Origin of the sequence: Polyangium spumosum, from assembly GCF_009649845.1 — a bacterium.
Taxonomy (GTDB): Bacteria; Myxococcota_A; Polyangia; order Polyangiales; family Polyangiaceae; genus Polyangium; species Polyangium spumosum.
On record NZ_WJIE01000003.1, the window covers coordinates 871,989 to 898,080 of the forward strand.

Here is a 26,092-nt window from a genome sequence, read left to right on the forward strand (position 1 = left end):
GCGGCCACGTCGGGCGTCCAGAGGGGAACTTCCGTGAAAGCGACTTACGCATTGAGCAAGCCGACGATCGTCGTCGGCGAATCCACCAAGTTATCGCTCGTCGTCCGCTTCGGCGCCGACGGGAAGAAGGAAGACGCGCCGAGGAGGAAGCTCAACCTGAGCCTCGTGCTCGATCGCTCGGGGTCGATGGGCGGCACGCCGCTCCGGCAGGCGATCAAGGCCGCGCAGGCCCTCGTCGGGGAGATGAAGGACGACGATCGGGTGAGCGTGGTCATCTTCGACGACAGCGCCGACACCATCGTCGACCCGGTCCTCGCCAAGGACAAGAAGGCCATCCAGGACAAGATCGGCAAGGCGCGCGCCGGCGGCTGCACGAACCTCTCGGGCGGGTGGCTCGAGGGCATCAAGCACGTGAAGAAGCACGCCACGAAGGACGAGGTGAACCGCGTCCTGGTCCTCACGGACGGCCAGGCGAACATGGGGATCACCGCGCCCGACGTGCTGAAGAAGACGGCCCGCGAGAAGGCGGGCGAGGGCGTGGTGACGACGACGCTCGGCTTCGGCTCGGGCTTCAACGAGGACCTGCTCATCGGCATGGCCCGCGAGGCCGAGGGCAACTTCTATTTCATCGAGCACCCCGAGGACGTCGAGCAGGTCTTCAAGATCGAGCTCGAGGGTCTGTCCTCCGTGATCGGGCAGAACCTCGTGGTGAACGTGCGGCCCGACGACGCCGTGGAGCACGGCTGGGTGCTGAACAAGTACCGCATCGAGGAGAAGGGCAGCGAGCTGCAAGTCACGCTCGGCGACGTGTACGCGGTCGAGGAGAAGGTCCTCGCGCTCGAGCTCGAGGTGAAGCCGACGAAGGCGGGGACGATCAAGGTCGCCTCGATCGGGTTCCAGTACCAGACGGTGGTGGACGGCTCGATCAAGGACGGGTCGGGCGAGTTCGTCGTGACCGTGAACGCGGGCACGGCCGAGGAAGCGGCCGCCGCGGCGCAGGACATCAACGTCATCGGCGAGGCGCGGCGCCTCGAGACGGCGAAGCTGAAGGACGAGGCGGTCGACCTCGCGGACAAGGGCGACCTCAAGAACGCGGCGCAGAAGCTCCGCAAGATGGCCGAGGACCTCCGCAACAGCCCGCTCGCGAACCAGTTCGCCTTCGCCGAGGAGATCGAGCAGCTCGAGCACTTCGCCGATCGGCTGGAGAAGCGCTCGTACGACGGCGTGCTGCGCAAGGAGCTGCGCGATCAGTCCTACCAGGCCGGCGCGCGTAGCCGCGGCGATCTCGCGCAGCGCGGCACGGCCGGCGGCAGCGCGGCGGGGCTCGCGACGGTCACGAGCGCGGACGGCGGCGTGGTCCTTCGTTGCGAGAAGGAGGGCGGCAAGCTCCGGATCAAGGTGACGTCGGACGGCTTCGACGTGAACAAGAACGTGCAGTTCCCGCGCGCGATCCGGCAGGAGGGCGTGACGTACCTCGTCGAGTCGATCGTGCCGAGCGCCGACGGGAGCTTCTACCGCGCGCAGGGCTGGATCAAGCGCCTGCTCCGGCCGGGCGAGACGGTGAGCGTGAGCTCGGGCGGGTCGAGCCGCAGGTCGTCGTCCTCGTCGAAGGCGGCGAAGACGCCGGCGACGGCGGCGGATCTGCCGACGTGCACGGAGATCGGCGACGGCGTGCTCGTGCAATGCGTGCCCGAGGGCAAGAAGCTCCGCGCGCGTGTCGTCTCGGACGGGTACAACCCGAACTACAACATCCGCTTCCCGCGCAGCATCCGCGAGCTCGGCGTGCTCTACGTCTGCGACGAGGTCGTCGAGGCCGGCGGCGGCGGCTCGTACATCGCGCAGGGTGAGATCAAGCGGCTGATTCAGTAGCCGCACCCCCCCGAAATCGTCGACCGAGGGGGTCGCCTCGCGGCGACCCTCGCGCGTCACCTCGCCGCGGGCCCTCCGCCCCGCGGACGACCCCTCCGCGTCACGTTCACGCGTGCCCCTCGCCTCGCGGCGACCCACGCGCGTCACGTTCGCGCGTGCCCCTCGCCCCGCGGCGACCCACGCGCGTCACCTTCTCCCGGGCCCTCCGCCCCGCGGACGACCCCCTCGCGTCACGTTCGCGCGTGCCCCTCGCCTCGCGGCGACCCACGCGCGTCACGTTTGCCCGCGTCCCTCGCCTCGCGGCGACCCACGCGTACCAAGAAAAACGCCTCGGGGCGGCTCGTGCGGCGTTTCGTGGGTGAGGAGGCTCTCGCGCCCGTGCTAGGCTCCGCGCATCCCATGCCTCGCCCAACACAAAAGACCGCCTCGAAGACACCCGCCAAGCCCACCACGAAACGCGCCGCCCCCCGGAGACGCGTGGCCGAGGCCGGCGGCGCGATCCCTCCCTGGGCCGCGCTCAACAATCGCGGCAATCGCAAGCAGGAGGAGGGCGACCTCGACGGCGCGATCGACGATTTCACGGAGGCGATCGACCTCGCGCCGGAGGAGCACGCGCCGAAGTACAACCGCGGCAATGCCCGCTCGCTCGCCGGCGACGTGGAGGGCGCGCTCGCCGATTACACGGAGGCGATCGACCTCGCGCCCGCATTCGCGCCCGCCTGGCAACGCCGGGGCCTGACGAAGCAAAGGATCGGCGATCTCCTGGGCGCGATCGCCGACCTCGACGAGGCCGTGCGCCTCGACCCGAGCGAGCCGAGCGCGTTCGGCGAGCGCGCCGCGCTCCGGGCCTTGCGCGCGGATTTCGCGGGCGCCGTCGAGGACTGCGAGCGCGCCCTCGAAATGGCCCCGCCCGACTGGCACCACCGGCAGAGGACGCAGAACCTGCTCGACACGATCCGCAAGGTCGCGGGAAATCAGAGGACCGAAGGAATGGACGAGAAGAAATCGACGAAGAAGGGGCGCAAGGGCGCGGCGAAGGCCGCGGAGGCGCCGCAGACGGCCCGGATGGTGGTCGAGGAGATGCTCGGGGCCACGGGGTTTTCGTTCGCGTGCTCCGAGGACAACACGGAGGGGTACATCGACTACCTCGCGGCGGCGAAGCAGGGCATCGTGGAGGCGTTCGCCGTGCGACTGTCCGAGGAGCTCGAGCGGGTCGTGGTCTACGTGCTCTTCGAGCCCAAGGCGAAGAAGGAGCTGCGCGCGGAGCTCGCCGAGTTCGTCACGCGCGCGAATTTCGGCATGGGCGACGGCAATTTCGAGATGGACTACGAGGACGGCTCGGTGCGGTTCAAGGTCGCGCTCGATTACTCGGACGACCGTCTCACCCCGATCCTCGTGCGAAACATGCTCTTCGACGCGATGGATACGACCGAGGTCTACGCCGACGCGCTCGCGAAGGTGATCGCCGGCAAGGCCAAAGCAAAGTCGGCCGTGCGCGCGGCGGAGAAGGCGGCGATGGAGTCCGGGTCGCTGTAAACACCCCTCACCCCCGGCCCCTCTCCCGAGAGGGCCGCGCCCGCTGCTACGTCCGGATCCCGAGCAGGCGCAGCGCCTCCGACCAGAGGGGCCAGAGTGTCCGGAAAGGATGCGTCGCGAGCAGGACGCCGCCGTTCGGGAGGCGGCGGACGTGGGAGGGGGCGTGCTCTTCGATCAGGCGCCGGTGTTCGACCGTGTGCACGAGTTCGTACGTCGGCCCTCCTGCTTGCTTCATCTCAATGGCCTTGCGGGCCAGCGGCTCGGCCGCGCGCCACACGTCGTCGATGAGGGCGGACGCCGACGCTTCGAGCGCGTCGAGCAGCTTATTCGGCGGCAACGCGAGCGCTGCGAGCACGCATCCGCCTGCGCGCCGAAATGGTCGAGCAAGCTCGCGAGCTCGTCCTTCAAGTCCTGCACGCTCTTCTTCAGGTCGTCGAGGAGCTGCTTCAGCGCGGCCCGCGTCGCATCGTCGATGACCTCCTCGTATCGCTTCAGAATCGCGTCGAGGTCGACCGCGCTGATCTCGTCGAGTGGCCTCGAAACGAGATCATGCAGCTCCATGTCGAGCTGCTGGAGCAGATCGAGCCGCTCCGCGAGGTCCGCCGCCTTCGAGGCATTCTCGAGCAGCCACTTCCGTTCGGCCGCGATCTCGACCTCCAGGATGGCGATGTCCTGCGCGAGCGGCGGGTTGATCTCGGAGAGCGTGAAGCCGACCTGCGTGCTGCCGTTGAAGGCGACCCCGTCGCGCCGGACGAGGAACAGCGGCTTGGGGAGTATCGAGCGTGGGCGCGACGAGGGTCACGATGTCCAGCGCTTGGACGCAGCTATCGAAGACGTCTTCCATTGCCGCGACGCTCTGGTGAAGATAGCTCTGTCATTCATGCTTCTTCCTGTTCCATGGCGCGCCCACACGGTCTCGCCATGCACACCACCCCAGTGGCAAGTCGGCAAGCGAGGCAATGGTCGGATCTGCGTCGACAATGGACCGAAGGCTCACCACGGTTGCTTCTGCCTCGGGTGCCGGGCCCTTCGACGCGTGGAATTGCCATGCTCCGTCGTCTTCATCGTGGCTGACGTACGCTATCCACTCCTTCCCGGACATGATCCTCTTGCTCGTGAAGACCGCGACGTTGGGGGGATCTGCGAAGGGCCATTTCATGGGTCAGTCTTGCTCCCTTTTTGTAGGTTGTTCAACCTCGATCTGACTTCCGCGTTGGCGGCGCTGTTGGGTCCGCCCTTCGACCTGGGCTGCCTGTGGTCGACGTGCGCTTCATTTTCGGGCGGCGACACGCCTTTTTGGTGCTTCTGCGGTCGAACGAGAGGTTCGCCCGTCCGATCGTCCTTGAGCGCGCCGCCGTTTCTTGCTTCGTTTTCGGACAAGAACCTTCGTTTCTGTGCCTTTGTGTAGTCCTTTCCTGGACCAACACTCGAATGATCTTCGAGGTGTGAATAGGGGCCAGCTCCCGAGTCACCTGACGTCTTCGGCGCGCTCGCAGCCCCACCGCTCCCCGCCCCGCCCTTCGGCTTCGCCCCTTTCGGTTTTCCGAAGGGCCGCGTCCTGGTCCGGACTGTCGTCTTCGGCGCGCTCGCTCCCCCGCCGCTCCCTGTTGACAACGACTGCCCATCATGCTTCCCGGCGGGCTTCTTCCCTCCGTTCGGCTGGAAGTTCTTGTGCCGCGAATGGCAAAACCCCTTGATGCACTCGTAAGCTCGTTCGAGGCGCGCGGTCTCCTCGGGCGTTTGGCGCCAGGTCTCGTATTGCCATACGTCACCCGGTTCTACCTCGCTCGGGTCCTTCGGCACGGGTGGCTCGACCGGGGGCGGCCGATTCGCCGCGACGACGACGGGCTCCATGCGGTCCTCGACGAGGACCTTCGTGCAATTCCGCGAGCCCGTGCCGCCGCGCCGCCGCGTCTGTCCCGGGTCCTGGCACCGCCGGGACGGCTCGACCTCGCGGGGGCTCTCCACGACAACGACGGGCTCCGTGCGGGCCCGGACGACGACCCTCGTGCAAGTACGCGAGCCCGTGCCGCCACGCCGCGCCTGCCCCGCCTCGGGACACCACTCGCTCCGCTTCGCAATCGGCCGCGGCTTCGGCTTCGAGGGCTCGGGCCTTTTGCTCTCCTCCTTCTTCTCTTCGCCCTCTTTCACCTTCGCCACGACGACACGGGGCTTCGGCGGCGCCGGGCATTCGAGCCGATGATGCGGAATCGGCAAGAGCTTCGCGCTCCGGGGAGGGGCATTCGGGTCGAATACGTATACCGCGAGGCCATTGCGCCTCGCGATGTCCACCTCCGAGGGCGCGGTCAGGGGACCGCCGCTGGCGGTGACGGCCCAGGACGCCTGATTCTTCGGCACGTTCGGCGGACGCACGCAGACGTGAATGACGTTCGGCGCCTCGAAGACCCGGGCCATGAGCGGGTCGCGCGACGCGGCGCACCCGGTCGAAACGCACACGAATGCGACGAACGCCGCGACGACGAGCGCCGCGACGAAGAAATCCCATCGTCTCATCTGGAATCCCCTCCTCGGATGAGGTCTGGCCCTATCTATCCGGAGGACGAACGGGTCGGGCAAGACAAAACACAGAGCGCGCGGACATTCCCTGTCCGGGTCGAGCCCCGACCCACCTGACCCGCACCCTCCCCCGACCCAGGTCGACCCCCCTCCGAGCCCGACGACATCCGCCGTCCTCCCTCCGAAGACGCGACTCGAACTTCGCTCGAAGAGGTCCCGCCCCTCTTCGTCTCGCACGCGTATGCCGACACGCGAGGGCTCGGACCTCTTCCCTCGTGACACGAGCGACGAAACAGGAGGACGCGCCCCGCCTCACGCGGTGCTCGGGTCGCGCGCATCGAGCCCCGCGACCTCCTCGCGCGCCGGTCGCGCGCCGCGCGACTGCGCGTTACACAGCTCTTCCCCCCTCGGTCCAGGCGGTGCCTGGTCGGGTCGAGGGGTCGGGGTGAGGGATTCGTGCCTCTTGTCCCGCGCGCCCAACATGCGAGAGTAGGCCGCTGGAGGGTTTGCGTTTGCCTACCGTTCGGGATGGCTACCTCGCCGTGTTCGCGTCGGCCCGCAGCGACGCGGGGCGCGCGATGGCCCTGGCCAACGTCGCGGCCCTGCTCGCCCACCGCGGCGACAAGGTCCTCGTCGTCGACCTCGCCGTCGACTCGCCCACGCTCACGCGGTACTTCCCCGACGACACGAAGCGCCGCCCCGCCGCGTCGAGCCCGCCGTGGCAGAGGGCCCCCGCGCCCGGCGTCGTCGATCTGCTCGCCGAGATACGCGAAGAGACCCGGCGCCTGCCCGCGACGCGTGGGCCCGCAGGCGGCGCGGCGCGCGAGCTCGTCGAGCGGATCATCGAGGCCAACGACGCCACGATCCGACGCGTGCCCCTGCGTTACCCCGGCCTGCCCGAGGACCGGACGGTGGAGCTGCACTTCCTGCCCGTCGGCGGCGAGGACACGCCCCGCGAGCGCAACCGCCCGCTCGACGGGCTCGAGGCGTTCCCAGGCGTGCTCGAGGAGATCGCCGCCGCGCTGCGTGGTCGCTACGACGCGGTGCTCGTCGACGCGCCGACGGGCGAGAGCGAGACGACGGCCCTGCTCGCCTCGTACTTCGCCGACAAGCTCGTGCTGGTCCTCGACGACGCGTCCCTCGAAGAGGCGATCGACCTCGGCGCGTGGGCGCACGGGCGCCGCGCGATCGCCTCGACCGACCGGCCGATCCACCTCTTCCCGCTGCTCGTGCACATCGCCGAGGGCCCGGCGGGACGCGCGTTCGTCGAGGAGGCGCGCCCGCGGCTCGAGGGCCTGCTGCGCTCGACGCTCGCGCTGCCGACGTGTGACCTCTCGCTTTACCTCGAGCTCGCGCAGATCCCCCAGCGGAGCGCCACGAAGCCCGCCCCGCGCCTCGCCGCCGAGGTCGAGCCGACCTCGGATCCACAAGGGCTCTCGCACGCCTATTTCCGCTTCGTGCAGTGCCTCTCGAAGACGAGCCCGATCAAGGTCGGCGCGCGCGCGCGGCCCATGTCGGCGGAGCTCTTCTCGGCGATCGAGGCGCGTCGCTCGGCGCAGGCGACCCCGGCGGAGGGGCTACGTGTCGTGCCCACGGAGAGGCCGAGCTCGCCCGGGGGCCGCACGACCGACCGCCCCTCGCGCCCCGACCCGTTCTCGACACGCAAGCTCTCGGCCCAGCACGCCGAGCGCCTCGCCGAGGCCATGGCCCTCCGGGCGCAGGGCCGCAACGCGGAGGCCGCGAAGATCTGCGCGGCGATCGTGCGCGAGGCGGTGCGCGACGAGCGCGGGAGCAAGGAGACGGCGAAGGCGTTCCTCGCGCTCGGCGACCTCTCGGCGCAGACCGAGACCGGCGAGTACGACGAGGTCGTCCGGAGGTTCCACGACCGCAGGCACGAGGATCCCGACATCTTCGAGGCGGTGCTGCTCGCGCTCTACCGCAGGGGCAAGCGGCACGCGGCGCGCGAGCGCTTCGCCCTGGCGACCGACAGCCTCTCGGCCGCGCTCGAGCTCACCGGGGAGTGGAGGTTCGCAGGACAAGCCCCCTCGGTGGACCTGCGGGCCGTCGCGGCGGACGCGGCGCTCGTGCTCGGGGTGATCTCGATCGAGCGCGGCGACGACGCGCGCGCGCTCGCGGCCCTCGGCCACGCGGCGCTCGGCACGCCCGGCGAGAGCAGCCCGGCGCAACGAGAGACGGCGGCGGCCGCCGCGTGCCTCGAAGCGTTCGTGCTCGCGCGCTCGGGCAGGCCCGAGGAGGCGGCCGAGCGGGCAGGCGCCCTGCGCGAGCGGCTCGGGCCCTCGCCGGCCCCGCCGGAGGGCGCGCTCGCGGCGATCGCGGCGTGCAACGAAGGCGCCGCCCTCGGGCTCGCGGGGCGCGACGAGGACGCGCTCGCCGTGCTCGGAGCCCTCGCCGAGCGGCTCGCGGGCACGTGGCAGAGCCCCTTCCACGAGGTCTTCGCCGCGGCGGCCTACAACGAGGCGGCGGTGCTCGCGCGCGCGGGCAAGACGGAGGTGGCGCTCGAGAAGCTCGCGCGGCTGCGCGCCTCGCTCGGCGGCCTCGGCGCCGTCGTGCACCGGGTGCGCTTCTCGGCCGCGCTGCTCGAAGGGCACCTCTTCGCCACGCTCGGCCGCAGGGACGAGGCGATCACGCGCCTCGAGGCCCTGCAGGACGCGCTGCGCTGGGTGGATGTTTGTCTCGATCACCCGGGCGAGATCTACATGCGCGAGCGCCGCGCCGACATCGCCTGGTACCTCACGCTGATGCGCGAAGAGGCGCGCGGCGCTGATCCGCTGCCGGGGCTCTTGCAGGCGAGCGAGGAGGAGAGCGACGCGCGGCACGGGCGCGTGCACCTGCGCGCGGCGTTCGAGCTCGTGCGGCACGGGCGCAGGCTCGACGACCTCGGCGCCCACCGCGCGGCCGTCGCCTGTTACGAGGAGGCGATGTCGCGGCTCGAGCGCGCCGGCTCGCGTCCGCCGGGCGACGCGTCGATGCTCGCGTGCGCGGGCCTCGTGGCCCTCTCGCGAGGCGCGGCGCAGCGCGGGATCCCGCTGCTGCGCAAGGCGGCCGAGCAAGGTGGGACGGCCGCGCTGCAAGGGCCACTCGAGCGCATGCGTGGCGAAGGGCTCGATGTCGAGGCGCTCGTGTCGGCCGTGCGCGAGGCGTTCGACTGGGTCCCGAAGGAGCGCACCGACGCGCTGCGCGCCGCCGATCCGCTCGGCGTGACGTTGATCCGCGCGCTCGTCTACCCGGGCCGCGCGCCCGAGCCGCTCCTGCCCTCGCTGCCCTTCCCGCCCGCCGCCGCGCGGTTCGCCGCCTCGGCGACGCCTGCGCTCGCGCAGAACGCGCCTGGCCTGCCGCAGGCCGCTGCGCTGACGCACGTCGGGCGCCTGCTCTTGCTCGATCCGCCCGACGGCACGGAGAACGACCTCGCCACGTTTGGCCCGCTCGCGGCCGAGCCTTTGAGGTCGCCGCGTGTCTCGCCGCTCTCGCTCGCGTCGCCGCTCACCTGGCCCGAGCGGCTCGGCGCGCTCACGGGTTCGGCGGACGACGTGGCGAGCGTGCTCGACGCGCTGTACCCGCGCACGCAGCCGCTCGCGGCGCTCATCACCTGGCAGTCGACGCGTGTCGACGGCGCGCGCGTCTCGGCCGCCCCGCTCGCGGTCGAGGTGGAGCCGCGGGACGGCGCGACCTTCCGCATCGCGGTGCTCTCCGACGTGCATGGGCACGATCGGCTGGTGTACGACGGCGTCACGTCGATCCAGATCCGCGACGGCCAGGGCCCGTCTGCGCCTCGCCGCGTGGCGACGCCCCTGCTCGCGTTGTGGCGCGCGCTCGTGATGGGCCCGCACGTGGCGTTCGTGCTCTCGGTCTCCCCCGTCTCGTCGTCGCCCGCGAGGGTCGTGCTCACGGGCGCGCCGCGTGAGCCCGGCACGGGCATCCTGCGCGTCGAGCTCCACGTCGATCGTGTGCTCCTGGCGCGGCGTGATCCCGCCGCGCTCCGGCGTGTCGTCGCCGAGGACGTCGACGGCGTCGTGCACCACTTCGAGGTCGAGGCGACGGTCGGCAAGATCGAAACCTCGCTCTTCGACCGCATTCCAGGTTTGTAAGTCCGGACGGCGCTTGTCGCGCCGTTCCTGCGCAACCTGCGCAGCCTTCAGGGCGATCCGACGTAGAACCGGGCGTCAACGGCGTGGCATGCCGCTTGGCACGTGACGTGCTTACGTGTACACGTTCGTCCGTCCGCGCCACGTTTTCCTGCCTGGACTGCATCATGGAACACGTCGTCCTGCCAACCGCTCGTGTCGCCGCTCCCCTGGAGGGGTATCGGCCGGAGCTCGAGCCGTTTCATCCGTCGGCGAGCCATCGGATGGACATGGCGGCGCTCTTGACGATGCTCGACGAGCTCTCGTTCCGCTCGATGCTGGACGTCGGCCACCGGACCGGGCTCGTGGTGCGTGAGGCGCGGGAGCGTCATCCGGGGCGGCGCATCGACGGCGTCGATCGATTCGACTTCGGCGCGGGCGAGGCGGCGCGGCGGCTGCGACGGCGTTACGACGTCATCACGGCGGTCCATACGCTGAACCAGGCGACGAACCTGGATCGGGCCGCGGCGAACCTGGCCGATCACCTCACGGCGGGCGGGCACCTCTTGATCGTGCAATCGACCCCGGCGTCCGCGGGGCTCGGCGTGAAATACCTCGACCCGCGGGAGCTCGACCTCGCGCTCTCCCCGCACGGCCTCCGGCGGATGCGGCGGCTCGAATACGGCAACGAGCTCCTGGTGTATCGAAAAGACGGATAGCCGCGGCGCTTCACGCCCCGAGCCGCCCGAGGCAGCGCTCGATCGCCGCGAGGATCGTGGCCTCGTCCCTCGTCTCCGCCCCGAGCGCCTCGAACGAGGCCGCGTCGACCTCGCGAGGGAGGTCCTCCGCGGGCATTACGCGCAGGGCCTCGTGAATCACCCGCGCCGCGTGCCCCGTGGCCGCGATGGGCAACACGACGAGGCCCTGGGCCTTCGCGATCTCGAACTCTTCGAGCACCCCGGGCGCGGGCGCGCCGCGGCGCAACCCTCCCACCACGATCATCACGCCCGATTGCGCGATCAGGTCTTCCCGTGATTTCCGCTTCCACGCGTCCAGCGCCGCGCCGGGCGGGACCACCTCGCGCACGGGGCGCACGACGAGCCGCCTCGAAATGGCCGCGGCCGATCGCCCGTCGAGCGCCTCGACGAGCCCCGTCACCGCGGCGGGGCCAACGACGCGCCCGAGCCCCGTCACGAGCCGCAGGTCCTTCGCCCCCACGATCCGCCCGACGCCCCGCGCGATCGCCGAGACGAACACTTTTTCTTTTTCGTCCCCGTCCTCCGGGAAGCTGCCCGACACGAACACGCTCCGCTGCGCCCGACGCCGCTCGAGTCGACGCAGGATGTCCGTGATCTGCGCGTAATCCTCGACGACGATCGTCCGGACGCCATAACGGCGCAGGTCCGCGACGACGTGCTCGAACCGCTGCGCCTCGTAGGCGCCCGACGGCCGCCTCAGGATCGTGTAATGCTGGCGCTGGCCGTCCTCGAAGCACCGGCGCAGCTCGGCGAAGACGTGCCCGAGGTTCGGATCGGTGAAGCTCAGGCCGAGGAACAGGAACGTGCGCGTCGTGAGGTCGCTCCCGAGGAGCTGCAAGAACCCCGGGCGCTTGCGCGAATAAAGCTCGTAATCGTCCTTCGTCAAGACGACCTCGTCCGGCTGCGAGGCCGTGCCGTGCATCTTGTAGAGCACCGCGTCGGCCTCGAGGTCCGAGGTCGTGAGGTCGCCGCTGCGTGATTTCACGTCGAGGACCCGGCCCGCCTGCCGCCACGCGGCCTCGAGGATCTCGTCGTAGTTCGTGGTCCAGACATGGCCGAACGGGAGCCGGGCCAGGATGCGGTGGTTGTCCGGGATCACGACCTCCCGATCGAACGTGCGCCGGACGAGGGCGGCGAGGTGGGCGCGGCTGCCGGCGTACCGATTGACGTGGAATTGAGCGAGGGAGACGAGGTCGTGCTCTTTGCCGACGTCGAGCCCGATCTCGCGCGCCATGCCCTCGAGCAGCTTGCCCCAGCCGGGCAGGTCGGCGGCGAGCGACAAACCCGCCCCGACGAAGAGGGCCGCGGTCCCGCGCTCGAGCGCGTCGACGTAATCTCGCAGGAAATCGGTGAGGCCCTGATCCATGCTCCGGCTCCTCCATCCCTCGGCCCGCGCCGGGTGTTTGCTCGAAGCGTACACCCGAGGCGCCGCGCCTGGTAGACTCCGCCGTCATGAGCGACGCCGAGAAGGCGCAGGAGACGTGGGTGCTGGTCGCTGGAACGGGCTCACGCGACGCGCCCTTGCCCAGGACGGAGGAGCTCGCCGCGCAGGCGATCGGGCGGGCGCTGGCGCACGCGGGCGCGGGGCTCGTGACCTGCGGCTGGAACGGCGTGGACAAGGCCACGACGATGGCCTTCGCCGGCGAGCTCCAGGCCCTCGGCCTGCCGCTCTCGACGCGCCTCAAGCAAATCGTCCCGCGCCCCGACGAGCCCGCCTTTTTCGGCGGAGACGTGGTGTACGTGGAGAAAGGCGTGCCGGAATGGGTCGAGAGCGTGCGGCGCGCGCAGGCCGTGATCCTCATCGGCGGCGTCAGCGGTACGTACAAGACATACCAAACCGCGCGGAATGAGCAGGTGCCGGTGTTTCCGCTCCCGTCCACGGGCGGCGACGCGAAGAAGGCATTCGACGAGATGATGGCGGATTTCGAGGGCGTGGGGCTCCACCGGCGCGTGACGCGCGCGCAGATCGCCTCGCTCGATACGCCGATCGGGTCACGCGAGGCGGCCGACGACGCCGCCGAGCGGCTCCTCGACCTCGTGACGGAGGAGCTCTCGGGCCGGCGGCCCGTCACCCAGGCAGATCGGCCGAAGGCGCCGCGTCCGCGCAAGAGCGAGGCGAAGGTGAAGCCCGAGCGGATCGATTTTTTGCTCGTCACGGCGCTGCCCGAGGAGCGCGACGCGTTGCTGCGCCGCCTGCCCGGCTTCGAGCGGGTCGTGCCCCGCAAGGACGACGTGCACGTCTATTTTCGCGCGCAATTGCCCGTCTCGGACGGCGCAGGCAGTTATCGCGTCGTGGTGCTGCCGCTGCTCGGAATGGGCCGCGTGAATGCGGCGACGGCGACGGCGGACGCGATCAAGCGCTGGCGGCCGCGGCACGTAGTGCTCGTGGGGATCGCGGGGGGCGTCGCGGCCCACCGCGTCTCGCTCGGGGATCTGCTCATCTCGGAGCAGGTCGTCGATTACGAGCTGCAGAAGCTCACGGAGCAGGGGATCGAGGTGCGCTGGTCGGTGCACAAGGCGTCGCGGAGGCTTTATGCGGCGGCGCTGAACGTGCTCGGCAACGGGTGGACGCAGGGGGTCGTGGTCCCGCGGCCCGGCGAGGGCGCGCCGCGGATCCACCTCGGGCCGATCGCCTCGGGCGACAAGGTCGTCGCGGTCGAGCGGGTGCTCACGGAGTATCGGAACGTGTGGCCGTCGATGATCGGCGTGGAGATGGAGGCCGCGGGCGTGGCGAGCGCGTGCTTCGCGGCCGCGCGTCAGCCCGAGTTTTTCATGGTGCGAGGCGTGTCGGACCTCGCCGACGCGCAGAAAAACACGCCACGCGTGGAGGGGTATCGAGCGTATGCCTGCGACGTGGCCGCGGCGTACACGGTGGAGCTGCTCCGCAGCCACCCGATCCCGTTCACGAAGAGCCGCTGATCACTTCGGCTCGAGCTTCACGCCGTGCAGGACGTTGCGCTTCTTGTCGACCTCCTCGAGCAGATCGGAGTCGATGAGCAGGTGCGCCTGCATGCTGTCCTCTTCGCTGTTCCAGAGCTTGCCGTCGAACGCGATGCGGCCCGCGCTGTCCGTGTCGAGCCAGTAGTTGCCGCTCGCGTCGTCGCCCGCCACGGTCGTCGCGCCGAGGTCGGGGCTGCCGTCGTTGCCCGGGAACGGGTTCGGCGGCTGCGCGAACTGCTGGCCGAGCAGGTTCGTCACGCGGCGCTCGAGCGGCGACGCGGGCGAAGGATCGAGCGCGAGCGGGCGCAGGAACCCGGAATGATCCATCGACACGCGTGATCCCTTCACCTGGAACACGAGCGAGGTGCCCGGCTCGAAGCTCACGGCGAGCGCGCGCGGGCCGACCTTCACGGCGACGCCCGGGGTCTTCGCCGGGATCACGACCTCCTCGATCTGCTTGCCCGAGATGAGCAGCAGCTTGTGGCCCGGCGTGATCTTGCGTCCGCCCGACTCGATCTCGCGGCGCAGCGTGATGCCGTGCGACGAATAAAACTGCAGGTTCTTGACCTCGTCGTCGGTGAGCCCGTGCTCGACGCGGATCTCGTGGGTGAACGGGATGAGGCTCGAGCACCCCGTGAGGGCCGAGAGGGCGACGGCGGCGAGGGACACGAAGAGGGCAGGACGGGCAAGCATCGGGATCCTCCGAGGAGAGCGCAGCGAGCGGCAGCTTTCAAGGGGCGGCGCGGGCGTCATGCCCCGTGAACGTCCCTCGCCCGGCAGGACTTACAGGGGCACGGCGCGCGCCAGATCCCGAAGGGGCGCTGCCGGTTGACGGGCCCGATGCCGGAGCGTATTCGTGGATGCCCCGGACGTAAACGCCACGAATGTCAACGACGGAGCAGCCTTGCAACACGATACGCCTCACATCGTCGCCATCGGCCCCGCCCATCGCTTGACGTTCGAGCCGCCCGACCTCGTGGTGCTGTCGTGGAACGGCGAGGTCGAGCCGGAGCACATGCGCGCCTTCTACGACGTGCTCGCGGACGTCTCGGGCGGGCGGCAGCTCCTCGTGTTGCTCGACATGACGCGCACGATCGAGCCGGGCTCGAAGACGCGCAAGATGGCCGTGGAGGACCCGCGCACCCAGCTCATGGGCGCGCTGGCGCTCGTGAACGCGAGCTTCCGGATGCGGGTGATCGTGACCATGATGGACAAGGCCGTGAGTATCTTCCGGGGACAGACCCGGCGCACGACCTGCTTCGACGACGAGCGCGCCGCGCGCGAGTGGCTGGCCACGCAGAGGCCACACCTCTCGCGCATCGACCTCGCGTCGGCGTCCTAGGCCGCCTCCCAGCCGAGGCGCGCCATCACGCCGCGGCGCTTGTCCATCCACTCGGCGATGCGCTCGCGCGTCGTGCGGTAGGCGTACTCGAGGATGGCGCGGCGCGCGGCGAGGTTCGAAGGGTTGTGCAGGAAGAGCAGGACGTCGCTCGGCTCGGGCTCGAGCACGAGGACGTGCATGCCGGTCTTCTGCTGGATCTGCTCGACGTTCTGGGCGAGCCGCGCGTGCGTGCCGATACGCATGGCCTGGTTCATCACCCAGAACAGGCCCTTGTCGCGCACGCTCTGCCGCACGCCGTGCCCCGTGGGGACCCCATGGTGCGCGACGGAGACGGGCACCATGGGGTTGACGACGACCGCGAACTCGACGCCCGCCTCGGCCGCGACGTCGAGATGCGCGACGTCGCCGAGCCCGCCGTCGATGTAGTGCCGATCCCCGATGCGGATGGGCGAAAAGAAGGGCGGGAGCGCGAGCGACGCGGCGCAGGCGAGCGAGACCGGGATGTCCTCGTGCCCGTCGGCGCCGAAGAGGACACGGTCGCCGCAGTCGACGTCGTACGTGGGGATGCGCAAGGGGCGCGGCATCGCGCGGAAGGCGTTGGGGATGCCGCGGCGGAGGAAAAACTCGGCGAGGAAACGCTCGTACCGGTCGAGCGTGAAGAAGCCCGCGGGCAGCGAGTCCGAGAGGCGATCGATCTGCTCCCAGAGGTAGAGGTGGCTCGGCGCGTTCGGCACGGCCGTGTCGCGGTGCGACGAGAGGCGCGCGAGGGCGTGGCGAATCGCGACCCACGAGGTGGAGAGCGCGCGGCGCCACTCGTCGATGTCCATGCGGAAGACGTGGCCACGCTCGAGCGGGAAGAAGTTGTCGACCGGATCGAGCAGCGCGCGGTAGAGGCGATCGACGGGGATACCGCCGGCGAGCGCGGCGGCGACGCTCGCGCCGCTCGATTGTCCGAGGTAGAGGGAAAAACTCTGACCGTCCATGCCTCGCACGCCGTCGGCGAGCGCGGCGAGCGCGCCGATCTGGTAGAGCGCGCCGGTGAGGCCTCCGCCCGGCAAGCAGAGGGCGGTCTTCGGAGGGTCGTGGGGAGAGCCTGACGCGTCGCTCACGCTGCGTCCTTTCCTCGGGCCAGCCGCGCCACCTCGGATCGTTTCCCGAGGAGGTAGACGAGGCCCAGCAAGACGATGGTGACGGCGGATCCGCCGATCGTCACGAGGAGCGGGATCGGCTGAGCGTCCGCGATCTCCGCCGGGGATCGCGTGTAGACGGACGCGAGCGTGATGCCGTTGAAGAGGCCGTGCATGACGAAGCTCGGCAGGAGCGATCCGCTCGCGCTGCGGAGCAAGCCGAGCGAGAGGCCGACGAGGCCGATGGGCAGGATGAGCTGCCACTCGAGGTGCGCCATCGCGAAGAGGACGCTCGTCACGAGGACGGTGCCGAGCGCGTCGTGACGACGACGCAGAGGACGGAAGAGCGCGCCGCGGAAGAAGACCTCTTCGATGAGCGGACCGGCGAGCACGAGGATGACGAAGAAGAGGATCCGCTTGGGCACGCCGCCCGCGAGCAGCTCGTGGAGCGACTCCTCGCGCGGCTGCGCCGTGGGCCAGCGCCTGACGAGCAGGTCGTAGAGCGCGTTCGCCGGGACCTGCACGGCCATGCCGAGCAGCGCCGCGAGCGGGAAGAAGCCGAGGTGCGTCGGGCGCACGGCGAGGTAGTCGCGGATCGATCTGTCCGGCGCGTGGAGCTGCAGGATCAGGAAGAGCGCGAGCAACGTGGCGACGAGCTGGCAGCCGAAGCTCGTGACGAGGTCGGGGCGGCCCTCGCTGCGGATCGATCCGATGAGCGAGAGGAAGAAGATGTAGACGAACGTCGTGCCGACCGCGAAGCCCGCGGCGACGAAGTAACTCATGCTCCGCTCGCCGCCCTCGGGGCGCGGCACGAGCGGCTGGCTCGATCGCTCGTCGTCGTCCGGGCCCATCAGCGCCCCCGAAGATGAGGCGGGACGCCCCGCTTGACGACCGTGTCCACGGCGTAACGATCACTCGTCTGCGGGTAGTCGATCGTGTGGTGCAGGCCGCGGCTCTCGTGGCGCGCGGACGCGCAGCCCACGATGAGCTCCGCGACGGTGGCGATGTTGCGCAGCTCCAAAAGATCACGCGTCACGAGGTGCCTCCAGTAATACTCGCGGATCTCGTCCTGCAAGAGGGCGATACGCCGCGCGGCGCGGCGCAGGCGCGCGTTCGAGCGGACGATGCCGACGTAGTTCCACATCGTGCGGCGGAGCTCGTCCCAGTTGTGCGTCACGACGACCTCCTCGTCGCTCGGGACGGCGTCGCCGATCTGCCACTCGGGGACCTCGGGCGGCGGGCTCTTGCGCAGCTCGCCGATGTTCGACGTGAGCTTCACGGCGGCGCGGTGGCCGAAGACGAGGCCCTCGAGCAGCGAGTTCGAGGCGAGGCGGTTGGCGCCGTGCAGCCCCGTGCACGCGCACTCGCCGACGGCCCAGAGGCCGGGGATCGTGGTGCGTCCGTGCAGGTCCGTGCTGATGCCGCCGCAGAGGTAGTGCGCCGCGGGGACGACGGGGATCGGCTGGCTCGTGATGTCGATCCCGAAGCGCAGGCACTCGGCGTAGATCGTGGGGAAGTGGTCGACCACGAAGCTCGCGGGCTTGTGCGTGATGTCGAGCAGGACGAACTCGCTGCCCGTGCGCTTCATCTCGAAGTCGATGGCGCGCGCCACGATGTCGCGCGGCGCGAGCTCCTTGCGCGGATCGTGGTTCGCCATGAACGGCGCGCCGTCGGGCAGGCGCAGGATCGCGCCCTCGCCGCGCAGCGCCTCCGTGATGAGGAAGCTCTTCGCCTGCGGGTGGTAGAGGCAGGTCGGGTGGAACTGGTAGAACTCCATGTTCGCGATCTCGGCGCCCGCGCGGTACGCCATCGCGATGCCGTCGCCCGTCGCGACGTCGGGGTTCGACGTGTAGAGGTAGACCTTGCCCGCGCCGCCCGAGGCGAGGACCGTGGCGCGCGCGAGGTACGTCTCGACGAGGTGGCTCTTCGCGTCGTCCTCGCCGTCCTTGCGCGTGGCCGTGTTGAGCACGTAGGCGCCGACGCAGACGTCGGGGCCGCCGAAGCGCGACATGACGATGAGATCGATCGCCATGTGGTGCTCGCGGATGCGGATGTTCGGGTGCGCGCGGCAGCGCTCGAGCAGCGCGCGCTCGACCTCGAGGCCGGTCGCGTCGGCGACGTGCAAGACGCGCCGCGCGCTGTGCCCGCCCTCGCGGGCGAGGGCGATCGAGCCGTCCTTGTCGCGGTCGAAGCGGGCCCCGCGCTCCATGAGCTCGAGGATCCGATCGGGACCTTCGCGCACGCAGATGTCGACGACGACGTCGTGACAGAGGCCGGCGCCGGCGACGAGCGTGTCCTCGATGTGCGCCGCGAAGGTGTCCTCGGGCGAGATGACGGCGGCGATGCCGCCCTGCGCCCAGCGGGTGTTCGACTCCTCGCTGCTGCGCTTGGTGACGACCACGACCTCGCCTTGGTCGGCGACGTCGAGGGCGAAGGTCAGGCCAGCGATCCCGCTGCCGATGACGAGAAAATCGGTCGTGACGGCCACGGGCGGCAGGGTAGCAGGCTCCTTGACGCACAACGACAACGCTGTCATTGAGGCACGCGCCGGGCAGGCGCGCGTCCTGCTCGGCCCGACCCTTTGGCCGCCGAAAGGAGCCTCCCGAACCGTGAAGATCCTCGTCCCTCTCAAGCGCGTCGCCGACCCGGACAACGCCAACAAGGTGAAGATCCCCGCATCGGGAGAGAAGATCGACACCGCCGGGCTCGAGTGGAAGCCGAACCCGTTCGACGAGTACGCCCTCGAGGCCGCGCTGCGGCTCACGGAGAACGGCACGCAGCCGAAGGTCCGTGCCGGTGAGGTCGTGGTCGTGACGTTCGGCCCGAAGGAGACGGAGACGACGCTGCGCGCCTCGCTGGCGACGGGCGCCGATCGAGCGATCCGCGTGGACACGACCGACGACAAACTCGACGGTGACCTCGTGGCGCGCGCGCTGAAAGCGCTCGTCGAGAAGGAGAAGCCGGACGTCGTCTTGATGGGCAAGCAGGCGGTCGACGGCGACTCGAACCAGGTGGGGCAGATCCTCGCGGAGCTGCTCGACTGGCCGATGGCGACGTTCGCCGCGACGATCCGCGAGGAGGCGGGCGCGCTGCTCGTGGGCCGCGAGGTCGACGGCGGCGTCTCGACGCTGCGCGTGAAGCTGCCGGCCGTGGTGACGGTCGACCTCCGTATCGTGGCGCCGACGAGCGTGTACTCGATGAAGACGCCGCAGACCCACAAGTACAACGACGGCGTGCGCTTCGCGGCCCTGCCGGCGATCATGGCGGCGAAGAAGAAGCCGCTCGCCGAGGTGAAGCTCGCCGACCTCGCGGCCGATCAGGCGCTCAAGGTCCAGTACCACGGCTTCGCGGCGCCTCCGGCGCGCAAGGCGGGCATCAAGGTCAAGGACGTGAGCGATCTCGTCGGCAAGCTCAAGAACGAAGCGAAGGTCCTCTGAGGACCCGCGGCAAACGACAAACCCCCATTTCAGAGAAGAGGAATCAGAATGGCTGACGTTCTCGTTGTGGCGGAGGTTGCCGAGGGCAAGCTCAAGAAGACCACACACTCGGCGATCACGTTCGCGCAGAAGGCTGCGCCGGCGCTCGGTGGCACGTTCTCGATCCTGGTGATCGGCGACGGCGCCGGGAAGGCGGCGGCCGAGGCGCAGGGCTTCGGGGCGGCGAAGATCCTCGTGGTGGAGGATGCGTCGCTGAAGAGCTACGTCGCCGAGCGTTACGCGCCGACGGTGGCGGCCGTGGGCAAGGGCTTCGGCGTCGTGGTCGGCACGGCGAGCGCCTACGGCAAGGACCTGCTCCCGCGCGTCGCGGCGCGCCTCGGCGCGGGTTACGCGAGCGACATCACGGAGGTCACGCCGGAGAACGGCAACCTCCGGTACAAGCGGCCAATGTTCGCGGGCAACGCGTTCGGCATCTGCTCGATCACGACGCCGATCCAGGTGGTGAGCGTGCGTCAGAGCGCGTTCGCCGCGGCGGAGCCGTCGGGCGGGCAGTCGGCGGTGGAGACGGTGGCGTACGCGGGCCCGAGCAAGGCGGCCGAGCGTGTCGAGTTCGTCTCGTTCGACCAGGTGAAGAGCGCGCGCCCGGAGCTGACGGAGGCGCGCGTGGTCGTGTCGGGTGGCCGCGCGCTGAAGGAGAAGTTCAACCAGGTGCTCGACCCGCTCGCCGACGTGCTCGGCGCGGCCGTGGGCGCGAGCCGCGCGGCCTGCGACGCGGGCTACGCGCCGAGTGATCTGCAGGTCGGCCAGACGGGCAAGATCGTGGCGCCGCAGCTCTACTTCGCGATCGGCATCTCGGGCGCGATCCAGCACCTCGCGGGCATGAAGGGCTCGAAGGTGATCGTGGCGATCAACAAGGACGCCGACGCGCCGATCTTCCAGGTCGCCGACTACGGCCTCGTCGCGGACCTGTTCGCGACGGTGCCGGAGCTCGTGAAGGGGATCCAGGCGGCGAAGGGCTGAGCCGCCCCGCCTCCGGGCCCCCGAGAGCCCCCTCTTCCGCGTGGAGAGGGGGCTCTTCTCGTTTGTGGCTTTGCCGCGCTGCGCCGCGCGCGAGAAGCCTATCGCATTCCTATGACTTCGAATAGATTGGGGGGTCCGTGAGGCGCGACGCGCCTCCACCCGCTTCTCCTCTGCTTCTTGCGCCACGGAGTTCAGCACCATGGGCGGCAACCTCGAGGTCACGGTCAGCTCGGGCGACGTCTTCGACGTCCGGGAATTCACCATTCACGAGCGGATGTCCTCGATCTTCGACGTCACGCTCCACGCCGTGTGTGAAAACCCCGACGTCGATTTCGACGCCGTCGTGGGACAACCGGCGCGCTTCGTCCTCCATACCGGCCCGAACGTCCGGTTCTGGTCGGGCATCTGCAACGACCTCTCGCAGGTCCGCGTCGAGGAGCGGGGCGTCTCGACGTACCGCCTGAACATCGTGCCCACGTTGTGGCTCCTCACGCAGCGGCGCAACCACCGCATGTTCCAGCAGCTCTCGGAGCCCGACATCGTGCTCCAGATCCTCTCGGAGTGGGGCATCGAGCCCGAGCTCAAGATCGACAAGGGGGCGTACAAGAAGCGCAAGTACCGCGTCCAGTACGCCGAGTCGGATCATGCCTTCATCAGCCGCATGCTCGAGGACGCGGGCATCTCGTATTATTTCACGCAGAGCGGCGACGAGACCAAGCTCGTCCTCTCCGACGCGCCCCACGCGAACGCGCCGCGCCCGGTGATCTCGTTCCGGGACACCCCCACCGTCGCCGACCGCGAGCACGTGACGAACGTCCGCGTCGGGCAGCGGGTTCGCCCCGGCCGCTACGTGCTGCGTGATCACGACTATCGCCGCCCGCCTTCGTACAACCTCGCGGCGAGCGCCGCGAAGCCGCGGGTGAACATCGAGGATCGCCTCGAGCGCTTCCACTACACGCCGGGCGCGTTCCTGTTCGGCGTCGATCGCGGCGAGGACACGCCGAACGCGGACGACAAGGGCAAGGCGCGCACGGACGAGAGCGAGGCGGCCACGCTCGCCGCCAAGCGCCTCGACGCCAAGCGGAGCAGCGGCAACGTCGTCTCCTTCGAGACGAACGTCCACGACCTCGCGCCCGGCGTCGTCGCGAGCTTCATGGACCACCCGCGCAGCGACCTCGCCCCGGGCAAGAAGCTTCTCATCGTCGAGTCCCTGCTCGCGGGCACGCCCAACGGCGAGTGGCACCACGCCTGCGAGTCCCGGCGCGCCGAATCGCCCTACCGGCCGGCCCTCGTGACGCCGAAGCCCAAGGCGACGGGCGTCGAGAGCGCCACGGTCGTCGGCCCGCCTGGCGAGGAGATTCATTGCGACGAGTTCGGCCGCGTGCGGGTTCATTTCCACTGGGACCGCGAGAGCCGGATGGACGACAACAGCTCCTGCTGGATCCACGTGAGCCACCCCTGGGGCGGCGCGGGGTTCGGCGGGATGAACATCCCGCGCGTCGGGCAGGAGGTGATCGTCGATTTCCTCGGCGGCGATCCCGACAGGCCCGTGATCATCGGGCGCGTCTACACGAACCTCCAGAAGGTCCCCTACAAGCTGCCGGACAACAAGACGCAGAGCGGCTGGAAGAGCAACTCGACCACGAACACCGGCGGATACAACGAGCTCATGTTCGAGGACGCGGCGGGCAAGGAGCTCCTGCGCATGCAGGCCGAGCGCGACATGAGCACGCTCGTCAAGAACGACCAGACCACCACCGTGCGTCACAACCGCTCGACGGTCGTTCTCAATGACGACCTCGAGGTCGTCGTCGGGTTCCACACGCAAAACGTGGGGAAGGACCGGACCGTGGCCGTGCTCCAGAACCAGATGCACGCCATCAAGAAGAACGTCGTCCAGCACTCGCTCGAGGGCTTCGCCTATCACAAATCGAAGCAGTTCACGCTCATCGAGAGCGACGAGCAGATCATCCTCAAGGTCGGGGACAAGTCCTTCATTCGGATCCTTCCCGAGGGCATCGTGATCCAGGGACCGAAGGTGCTCATCAATCCGAACGAAGGCGAATAGGCAGAGCGAGCGATGAAGATCAAGCGACTCATCTCGAACGGCTTCCGCGGCTTGCCGGACCGCACGTTCGATTTCACGTCCCCGCGGACGGGCGCCCCGGCCGACATCGTCGTGGTGACGGGGCCGTCCGGGTCCGGCAAGACGAGCCTGCTCGAGGCGATCATCGCGGCCAAGGAGGACGTCGGTCCGTACGGGCTCAAGCGCTCGTCGAACGATTTCGTCCGCCCCGGCGAGGCGGCGGCGAAGGTGCGCGTCGACTGGGTCCTCTCGCAGGAGGAGCGGGCGCGCGTCGGCGCGACGGGCGTGGAGCTCTCGAGCGAGTCGATCTTCGCGCCGAACCTCTTCTCGTCGATCGACCACGACCCCTCGCTCGTCGCGCTCCTCGGCGAGTACGACGTCGATCCGGCCGTGAGCAAGGTCGAGTATTTCCACGCGAACCGCCGCATCCCGCGCGGCGGCGCGCCCAGCATCGCCACGCTCGGCGTCCCCGAGGCCGAGCGGCTCGCGCGGCTCACGCAGGACGACGCCAAGTACGCGCTCGTCTCGCAGTACATCGCCGAGGCGAACCTCGGCCTCCACGACAAGGGCGGCACGCGTGGCGCCGAGCGGCTCGCGGAGGCGTTCGGCAGGCTCTGCCGCACCCGACAGCTCGCGGGCGTCGAGCAGGTCGGACGCGCCATCGTTCCGCGCTTCGCCGACGCGCGCGGCACGGTCGTCGGCCTGGAGGGGCTCTCCGACACCGCGAAGCAGGCGCTTCTCTTCGCGGTCACCTTCCTGCGCTCCGGGATCGAAGGCTCGCTCGTCCTGATCGACACCCCGGAGCTGCACATCCCCGAGCCCGAGGTCGGCGCGTTCGTCGCGGCGCTCGCCCGGATGGGACTCGACAACCAGCTCGTCCTCGCGACGGGATCGCCGGGCGTCGTCGCCGGCAACCCGGACGCGCTCGTCGTCCCGATGTCTTGAGGTGAGGCGTGCGCACGTACCATACCGACGAGCTCATCTTCGACGTGCCGGACGAATGGAGCGACCGCTCCATGAACATCTTCGTCAGCACGCCTGGCGAGCGTGTCCCCTTCAACATCGTGATCACGCGGGACAAGCTCGAAGGTGACGAGGTCGCGCCCTTCGTGCTCGGCAAGCTCAAGGAGCTCGGCAAGCAGATCCCCAAGCTCAAGGTCCTCGGCCAGCGCGCGCGGACCGTGGGGCCGCTCGTGGGGCTCGAGGCGCGCCTGCAATGGCCGGTGCATGGCGGGACGATGTACCAGCACCAGGTCTACCTGCCTTATTATGGCGAGGTCTTGACGTTCACCGCGTCGAGCCTCGTGAAGCTCGCGCCGCAATGCGACGCGTATCTCGAACAGGTCCTCTCGGGCATCAAGTTTCGAAAGCGATGAGCGAGTACACGATCGACGAGGCGGTCTTTTTGTTGCCGAGCGGCTGGTGCGACCGCTCCTTGAACGTGCTCGGCCCCGACCCGAGCCCGGAGGAGTTCAAGGTGCTCGTCTCGCGCGCCGATCAGGATGGGCGCACGCTCGACGATTTCGTGGACGGCCAGGTCAAGGACCTCTCGCAGCGCCTCCCCTGGTTCGCGCTCGAGGGCCGCGCCGAGCGCGTCGTCGCCGGGACGCGGGCGCTCTCGGTCCGCTCGACCTTCCGCGACGGCAAGGCCGACTTGTTCCAGCACCAGGTCACGCTCGCCGCGCGGGGCAAATTCGTCACCATCACGGCCGTGAGCCTCGCGCGTGTCGCGGACGCGTGCTCGAACGAGCTCGAGCGCGTGCTCGCCACCGTCCGATTGCGACCGACCGAAGACGCCGCGCGTTGAACGAAGAGCACCGAGGAGGACGACGCCCATGAGCGAGACCCCGAATGCAGCGCGTGTCGGAGATCCCATCGAGCACTCGACCTCGCTCTTCGGCGCCCTCGTCGGCATCGCGGTCGGGGTCGTCGTCGGCGCGATCATCGCGGTCACCATCATCGCGACGGCGGGCACGGGCCTCCTCCTCGCCGCGGCGATCTTCGGGGCGCTGTCCTCGGTCCTGGGGGGCGCGGCGGCGGGCTACACCCTCGGAGGCTTATTAGGAAAGTTAGGTGGATCCAAATCGGGGGTGATCGCCGAAGGTGCCGCGACCGTCTTCATCGGCGCGGGCTTGCCTGCGGCGGCCCGCGTGCACGATCCCCTCGCTTGCGGGGACCCGCCGATCACGAAATACGGCTGGGCCCTGCTCGGCGCCGTGCTCCTCGGCCCCATCGGCGCCCTCGTCGGTGCGGACTACGCCATTCGATCGAGCGCGCATCCGGGCAAAGTGATCGCCACGGGCAGCGAGACGGTCTTCATCGAGCAACTGAACGCGGCGCGCGTCGAGGACGAGACGACCTGCAGCGGCAAGATCATCGAAGGGGCCAAGACGGTCGGGATCGGCGGCCCCAAGGTGGACATCATCCCCCGGGATCAGTGGTCGGGCGAAATCCCCAAATGGCTCGACGACACGATGTGGTGGGTCGACAAGGCGGGCCTCGTGTTCGGCGTCCTCTCCGGCGTCTACGCGTGGCGGGCGCTCGGGTGGAAGGCCGTGCGCACCGACGCCATCCTGACGGGGATCGATCTCGGGCTCGTCGGGCTCGAAGAGGGCTCGGCCTATCTGTTAGGCAGGGATCACGCGATCACCGACACCATCGAGGGGGTCCGCGCGACCTACGAGACGGGTTTGATGCTCCGCACGGGTCGGAACAACGTCCGCGGCATGCGCACAGGCACGCCCGACGTGCCCAACGTCCCGCGCGCCACCACGCCCGACGTCCCCACCGTCCCGCGCGCCACCACGCCCGACGTCCCCACCGTCCCGCGCGCCACCACGCCCGACGTGCCCAACGCCCCGCGCATCGACGCGCCCAGCGCGCCCACCGCGCCGAAGCCCGTCCCGCAGGGCGGACAAACCATCGCCGAGCGCGCGGCGCAGGGAGGCAACCCGCCGCCTTGGGCCAGGCAGAACCCGGACAACTACTATTACAACCCTGCCAACAGCAGGTACATGAAGCGCTGATCGCGATTCATACCCGGAAAAACCCACGATGACCCGACCGACCTACGAAGGCGCGTACGCCGACGTGCCCCCGCCCGGATACCACGTGATCTCCCGCCTCGAAAAAACGGGCGGCGAGCCCCTGCCCGTCGACGTGATCAAGATCCCCATACTCGAGCCGCGTGACCGCGTCCTCGAATGCGCCTACGAGATCCTCGTGGACGACCTCGACGACGACGAGGCCGTCCGCCTCATCCTCGAGGTCATCCTCGGCGACCTGACGGACCATTATTATCGCGACCAGGCCGGCACGATCGCGCTCGTCAACCTGCGCACCTCGGCCCGGCGGACGATCCCCTACCCGGCTTGACGT

General features: G+C 69.7%; 22 protein-coding genes. 15 read left to right on the plus strand and 7 right to left on the minus strand.

The genetic code is table 11. The annotated features are described in order from the left end of the window. Window positions 1-33: 33 nt before the first annotated feature. Window positions 34-1,869 (plus strand): VWA domain-containing protein, encoded by a 1,836-nt coding sequence (locus tag GF068_RS13645; protein ID WP_206079470.1) that lies wholly within the window; start codon window positions 34-36, stop codon window positions 1,867-1,869. Between the two features lie 399 nt (window positions 1,870-2,268). Beyond that, a complete protein-coding gene (locus GF068_RS13650) occupies window positions 2,269-3,405 on the plus strand; it encodes a tetratricopeptide repeat protein (protein WP_153819767.1) in 1,137 nt (378 codons plus the stop codon). 46 nt (window positions 3,406-3,451) lie between these two features. Here GF068_RS13650 and GF068_RS13655 read toward each other — a convergent pair whose 3' ends face one another. Continuing rightward, window positions 3,452-3,760 (minus strand): hypothetical protein, encoded by a 309-nt coding sequence (locus tag GF068_RS13655; protein WP_153819768.1) that lies wholly within the window; start codon window positions 3,758-3,760, stop codon window positions 3,452-3,454. A gap of 20 nt (window positions 3,761-3,780) precedes the next feature. Between GF068_RS13655 and GF068_RS13660 the strand changes: the two genes are divergently transcribed. Then, window positions 3,781-4,479: a hypothetical protein gene (locus GF068_RS13660; protein WP_153819769.1), complete on the plus strand. Its 699-nt coding sequence runs from the start codon at window positions 3,781-3,783 to the stop codon at window positions 4,477-4,479. Window positions 4,480-4,560: 81 nt separating this feature from the next. Here the strand turns inward: GF068_RS13660 and GF068_RS13665 are convergent, their stop codons facing one another. Continuing rightward, window positions 4,561-5,919: a hypothetical protein gene (locus GF068_RS13665; RefSeq protein ID WP_153819770.1), complete on the minus strand. Its 1,359-nt coding sequence runs from the start codon at window positions 5,917-5,919 to the stop codon at window positions 4,561-4,563. Window positions 5,920-6,434: 515 nt separating this feature from the next. Between GF068_RS13665 and GF068_RS13670 the strand changes: the two genes are divergently transcribed. Then, a complete protein-coding gene (locus GF068_RS13670) occupies window positions 6,435-10,028 on the plus strand; it encodes a hypothetical protein (protein ID WP_153819771.1) in 3,594 nt (1,197 codons plus the stop codon). Window positions 10,029-10,192: 164 nt separating this feature from the next. Continuing rightward, the gene (locus tag GF068_RS13675; protein WP_153819772.1) at window positions 10,193-10,723 is read left to right on the plus strand and encodes a methyltransferase domain-containing protein; all 531 of its coding nucleotides are present in this window, start codon (window positions 10,193-10,195) and stop codon (window positions 10,721-10,723) included. 10 nt (window positions 10,724-10,733) lie between these two features. Here GF068_RS13675 and GF068_RS13680 read toward each other — a convergent pair whose 3' ends face one another. Continuing rightward, window positions 10,734-12,128, minus strand: a complete 1,395-nt coding sequence (locus GF068_RS13680; protein ID WP_153819773.1) for an SIR2 family protein — start codon at window positions 12,126-12,128, stop codon at window positions 10,734-10,736. Window positions 12,129-12,214: 86 nt separating this feature from the next. Here GF068_RS13680 and GF068_RS13685 point away from each other — a divergent pair, with 86 nt between their 5' ends. Beyond that, a complete protein-coding gene (locus GF068_RS13685; RefSeq protein ID WP_153819774.1) occupies window positions 12,215-13,681 on the plus strand; it encodes a 5'-methylthioadenosine/S-adenosylhomocysteine nucleosidase family protein in 1,467 nt (488 codons plus the stop codon). On the opposite strand, the gene GF068_RS13690 is transcribed toward GF068_RS13685, so the two are convergent. Continuing rightward, the gene (locus tag GF068_RS13690; RefSeq protein WP_153819775.1) at window positions 13,682-14,395 is read right to left on the minus strand and encodes a DNA-directed RNA polymerase; all 714 of its coding nucleotides are present in this window, start codon (window positions 14,393-14,395) and stop codon (window positions 13,682-13,684) included. 211 nt (window positions 14,396-14,606) lie between these two features. Here GF068_RS13690 and GF068_RS13695 point away from each other — a divergent pair, with 211 nt between their 5' ends. Beyond that, a complete protein-coding gene (locus GF068_RS13695) occupies window positions 14,607-15,044 on the plus strand; it encodes a SpoIIAA family protein (protein WP_153819776.1) in 438 nt (145 codons plus the stop codon). Here the strand turns inward: GF068_RS13695 and GF068_RS13700 are convergent. Genes GF068_RS13700 through nadB form a run of 3 tightly spaced genes read right to left on the minus strand, consistent with a single transcriptional unit; the run spans window position 15,041 to window position 18,659 of the window. Then, a complete protein-coding gene (locus tag GF068_RS13700) occupies window positions 15,041-16,153 on the minus strand; it encodes a patatin-like phospholipase family protein (RefSeq protein ID WP_338046373.1) in 1,113 nt (370 codons plus the stop codon). The two genes, GF068_RS13695 and GF068_RS13700, sit on opposite strands and share 4 nt — an antisense overlap. Continuing rightward, window positions 16,150-17,022, minus strand: coding sequence for a CPBP family intramembrane glutamic endopeptidase (locus tag GF068_RS13705; RefSeq protein WP_153819777.1), 873 nt, complete (start codon window positions 17,020-17,022; stop codon window positions 16,150-16,152). The genes GF068_RS13700 and GF068_RS13705 overlap by 4 nt, the downstream gene beginning before the upstream one ends. Then, window positions 17,022-18,659 (minus strand): L-aspartate oxidase, encoded by a 1,638-nt coding sequence (nadB, locus tag GF068_RS13710; protein ID WP_338046374.1) that lies wholly within the window; start codon window positions 18,657-18,659, stop codon window positions 17,022-17,024. Before nadB ends, GF068_RS13705 begins: the two co-directional genes overlap by 1 nt. A gap of 121 nt (window positions 18,660-18,780) precedes the next feature. Here nadB and GF068_RS13715 point away from each other — a divergent pair, with 121 nt between their 5' ends. The 8 genes from GF068_RS13715 to GF068_RS13750 all read left to right on the plus strand — a co-directional run bounded on the left by GF068_RS13715 (window position 18,781) and on the right by GF068_RS13750 (window position 26,089). Continuing rightward, window positions 18,781-19,608 (plus strand): electron transfer flavoprotein subunit beta/FixA family protein, encoded by an 828-nt coding sequence (locus GF068_RS13715; protein WP_338046376.1) that lies wholly within the window; start codon window positions 18,781-18,783, stop codon window positions 19,606-19,608. A 48-nt stretch (window positions 19,609-19,656) separates the two neighbouring features. Further along, window positions 19,657-20,628, plus strand: coding sequence for an electron transfer flavoprotein subunit alpha/FixB family protein (locus tag GF068_RS13720; RefSeq protein ID WP_153819780.1), 972 nt, complete (start codon window positions 19,657-19,659; stop codon window positions 20,626-20,628). A 199-nt stretch (window positions 20,629-20,827) separates the two neighbouring features. Then, entirely contained in the window at window positions 20,828-22,696 is a 1,869-nt protein-coding gene (locus GF068_RS13725) for a type VI secretion system Vgr family protein (protein WP_153819781.1), read from the plus strand. 12 nt (window positions 22,697-22,708) lie between these two features. Further along, window positions 22,709-23,659: an AAA family ATPase gene (locus GF068_RS13730; protein ID WP_153819782.1), complete on the plus strand. Its 951-nt coding sequence runs from the start codon at window positions 22,709-22,711 to the stop codon at window positions 23,657-23,659. A gap of 8 nt (window positions 23,660-23,667) precedes the next feature. Next, complete coding sequence (locus GF068_RS13735) at window positions 23,668-24,090, plus strand: DcrB-related protein (protein WP_153819783.1); 423 nt, start codon at window positions 23,668-23,670, stop codon at window positions 24,088-24,090. Next, the gene (locus GF068_RS13740; RefSeq protein WP_170319463.1) at window positions 24,087-24,521 is read left to right on the plus strand and encodes a DcrB-related protein; all 435 of its coding nucleotides are present in this window, start codon (window positions 24,087-24,089) and stop codon (window positions 24,519-24,521) included. Before GF068_RS13735 ends, GF068_RS13740 begins: the two co-directional genes overlap by 4 nt. A 28-nt stretch (window positions 24,522-24,549) precedes the next feature. Then, window positions 24,550-25,740 carry a PAAR domain-containing protein gene (locus GF068_RS13745; RefSeq protein WP_153819785.1) on the plus strand — a complete coding sequence of 397 codons (1,191 nt, stop codon included), beginning with the start codon at window positions 24,550-24,552 and terminating at the stop codon, window positions 25,738-25,740. A 28-nt stretch (window positions 25,741-25,768) separates the two neighbouring features. Further along, window positions 25,769-26,089, plus strand: coding sequence for a hypothetical protein (locus GF068_RS13750; protein ID WP_153819786.1), 321 nt, complete (start codon window positions 25,769-25,771; stop codon window positions 26,087-26,089). Window positions 26,090-26,092: the final 3 nt, after the last annotated feature.

Coding starts and splice junctions, on each gene's coding strand:
- GF068_RS13650 (WP_153819767.1), top strand. CDS start 2,269: ATGCCTCGCCCAACACAAAAGACCGCCTCGAAGACACCCGCCAAGCCC.
- GF068_RS13660 (WP_153819769.1), top strand. CDS start 3,781: ATGGTCGAGCAAGCTCGCGAGCTCGTCCTTCAAGTCCTGCACGCTCTT.
- GF068_RS13665 (WP_153819770.1), bottom strand. CDS start 5,919: ATGAGACGATGGGATTTCTTCGTCGCGGCGCTCGTCGTCGCGGCGTTC.
- GF068_RS13675 (WP_153819772.1), top strand. CDS start 10,193: ATGGAACACGTCGTCCTGCCAACCGCTCGTGTCGCCGCTCCCCTGGAG.
- GF068_RS13680 (WP_153819773.1), bottom strand. CDS start 12,128: ATGGATCAGGGCCTCACCGATTTCCTGCGAGATTACGTCGACGCGCTC.
- GF068_RS13685 (WP_153819774.1), top strand. CDS start 12,215: ATGAGCGACGCCGAGAAGGCGCAGGAGACGTGGGTGCTGGTCGCTGGA.
- GF068_RS13690 (WP_153819775.1), bottom strand. CDS start 14,395: ATGCTTGCCCGTCCTGCCCTCTTCGTGTCCCTCGCCGCCGTCGCCCTC.
- GF068_RS13705 (WP_153819777.1), bottom strand. CDS start 17,022: ATGGGCCCGGACGACGACGAGCGATCGAGCCAGCCGCTCGTGCCGCGC.
- GF068_RS13720 (WP_153819780.1), top strand. CDS start 19,657: ATGGCTGACGTTCTCGTTGTGGCGGAGGTTGCCGAGGGCAAGCTCAAG.
- GF068_RS13725 (WP_153819781.1), top strand. CDS start 20,828: ATGGGCGGCAACCTCGAGGTCACGGTCAGCTCGGGCGACGTCTTCGAC.
- GF068_RS13730 (WP_153819782.1), top strand. CDS start 22,709: ATGAAGATCAAGCGACTCATCTCGAACGGCTTCCGCGGCTTGCCGGAC.
- GF068_RS13740 (WP_170319463.1), top strand. CDS start 24,087: ATGAGCGAGTACACGATCGACGAGGCGGTCTTTTTGTTGCCGAGCGGC.
- GF068_RS13745 (WP_153819785.1), top strand. CDS start 24,550: ATGAGCGAGACCCCGAATGCAGCGCGTGTCGGAGATCCCATCGAGCAC.
- GF068_RS13750 (WP_153819786.1), top strand. CDS start 25,769: ATGACCCGACCGACCTACGAAGGCGCGTACGCCGACGTGCCCCCGCCC.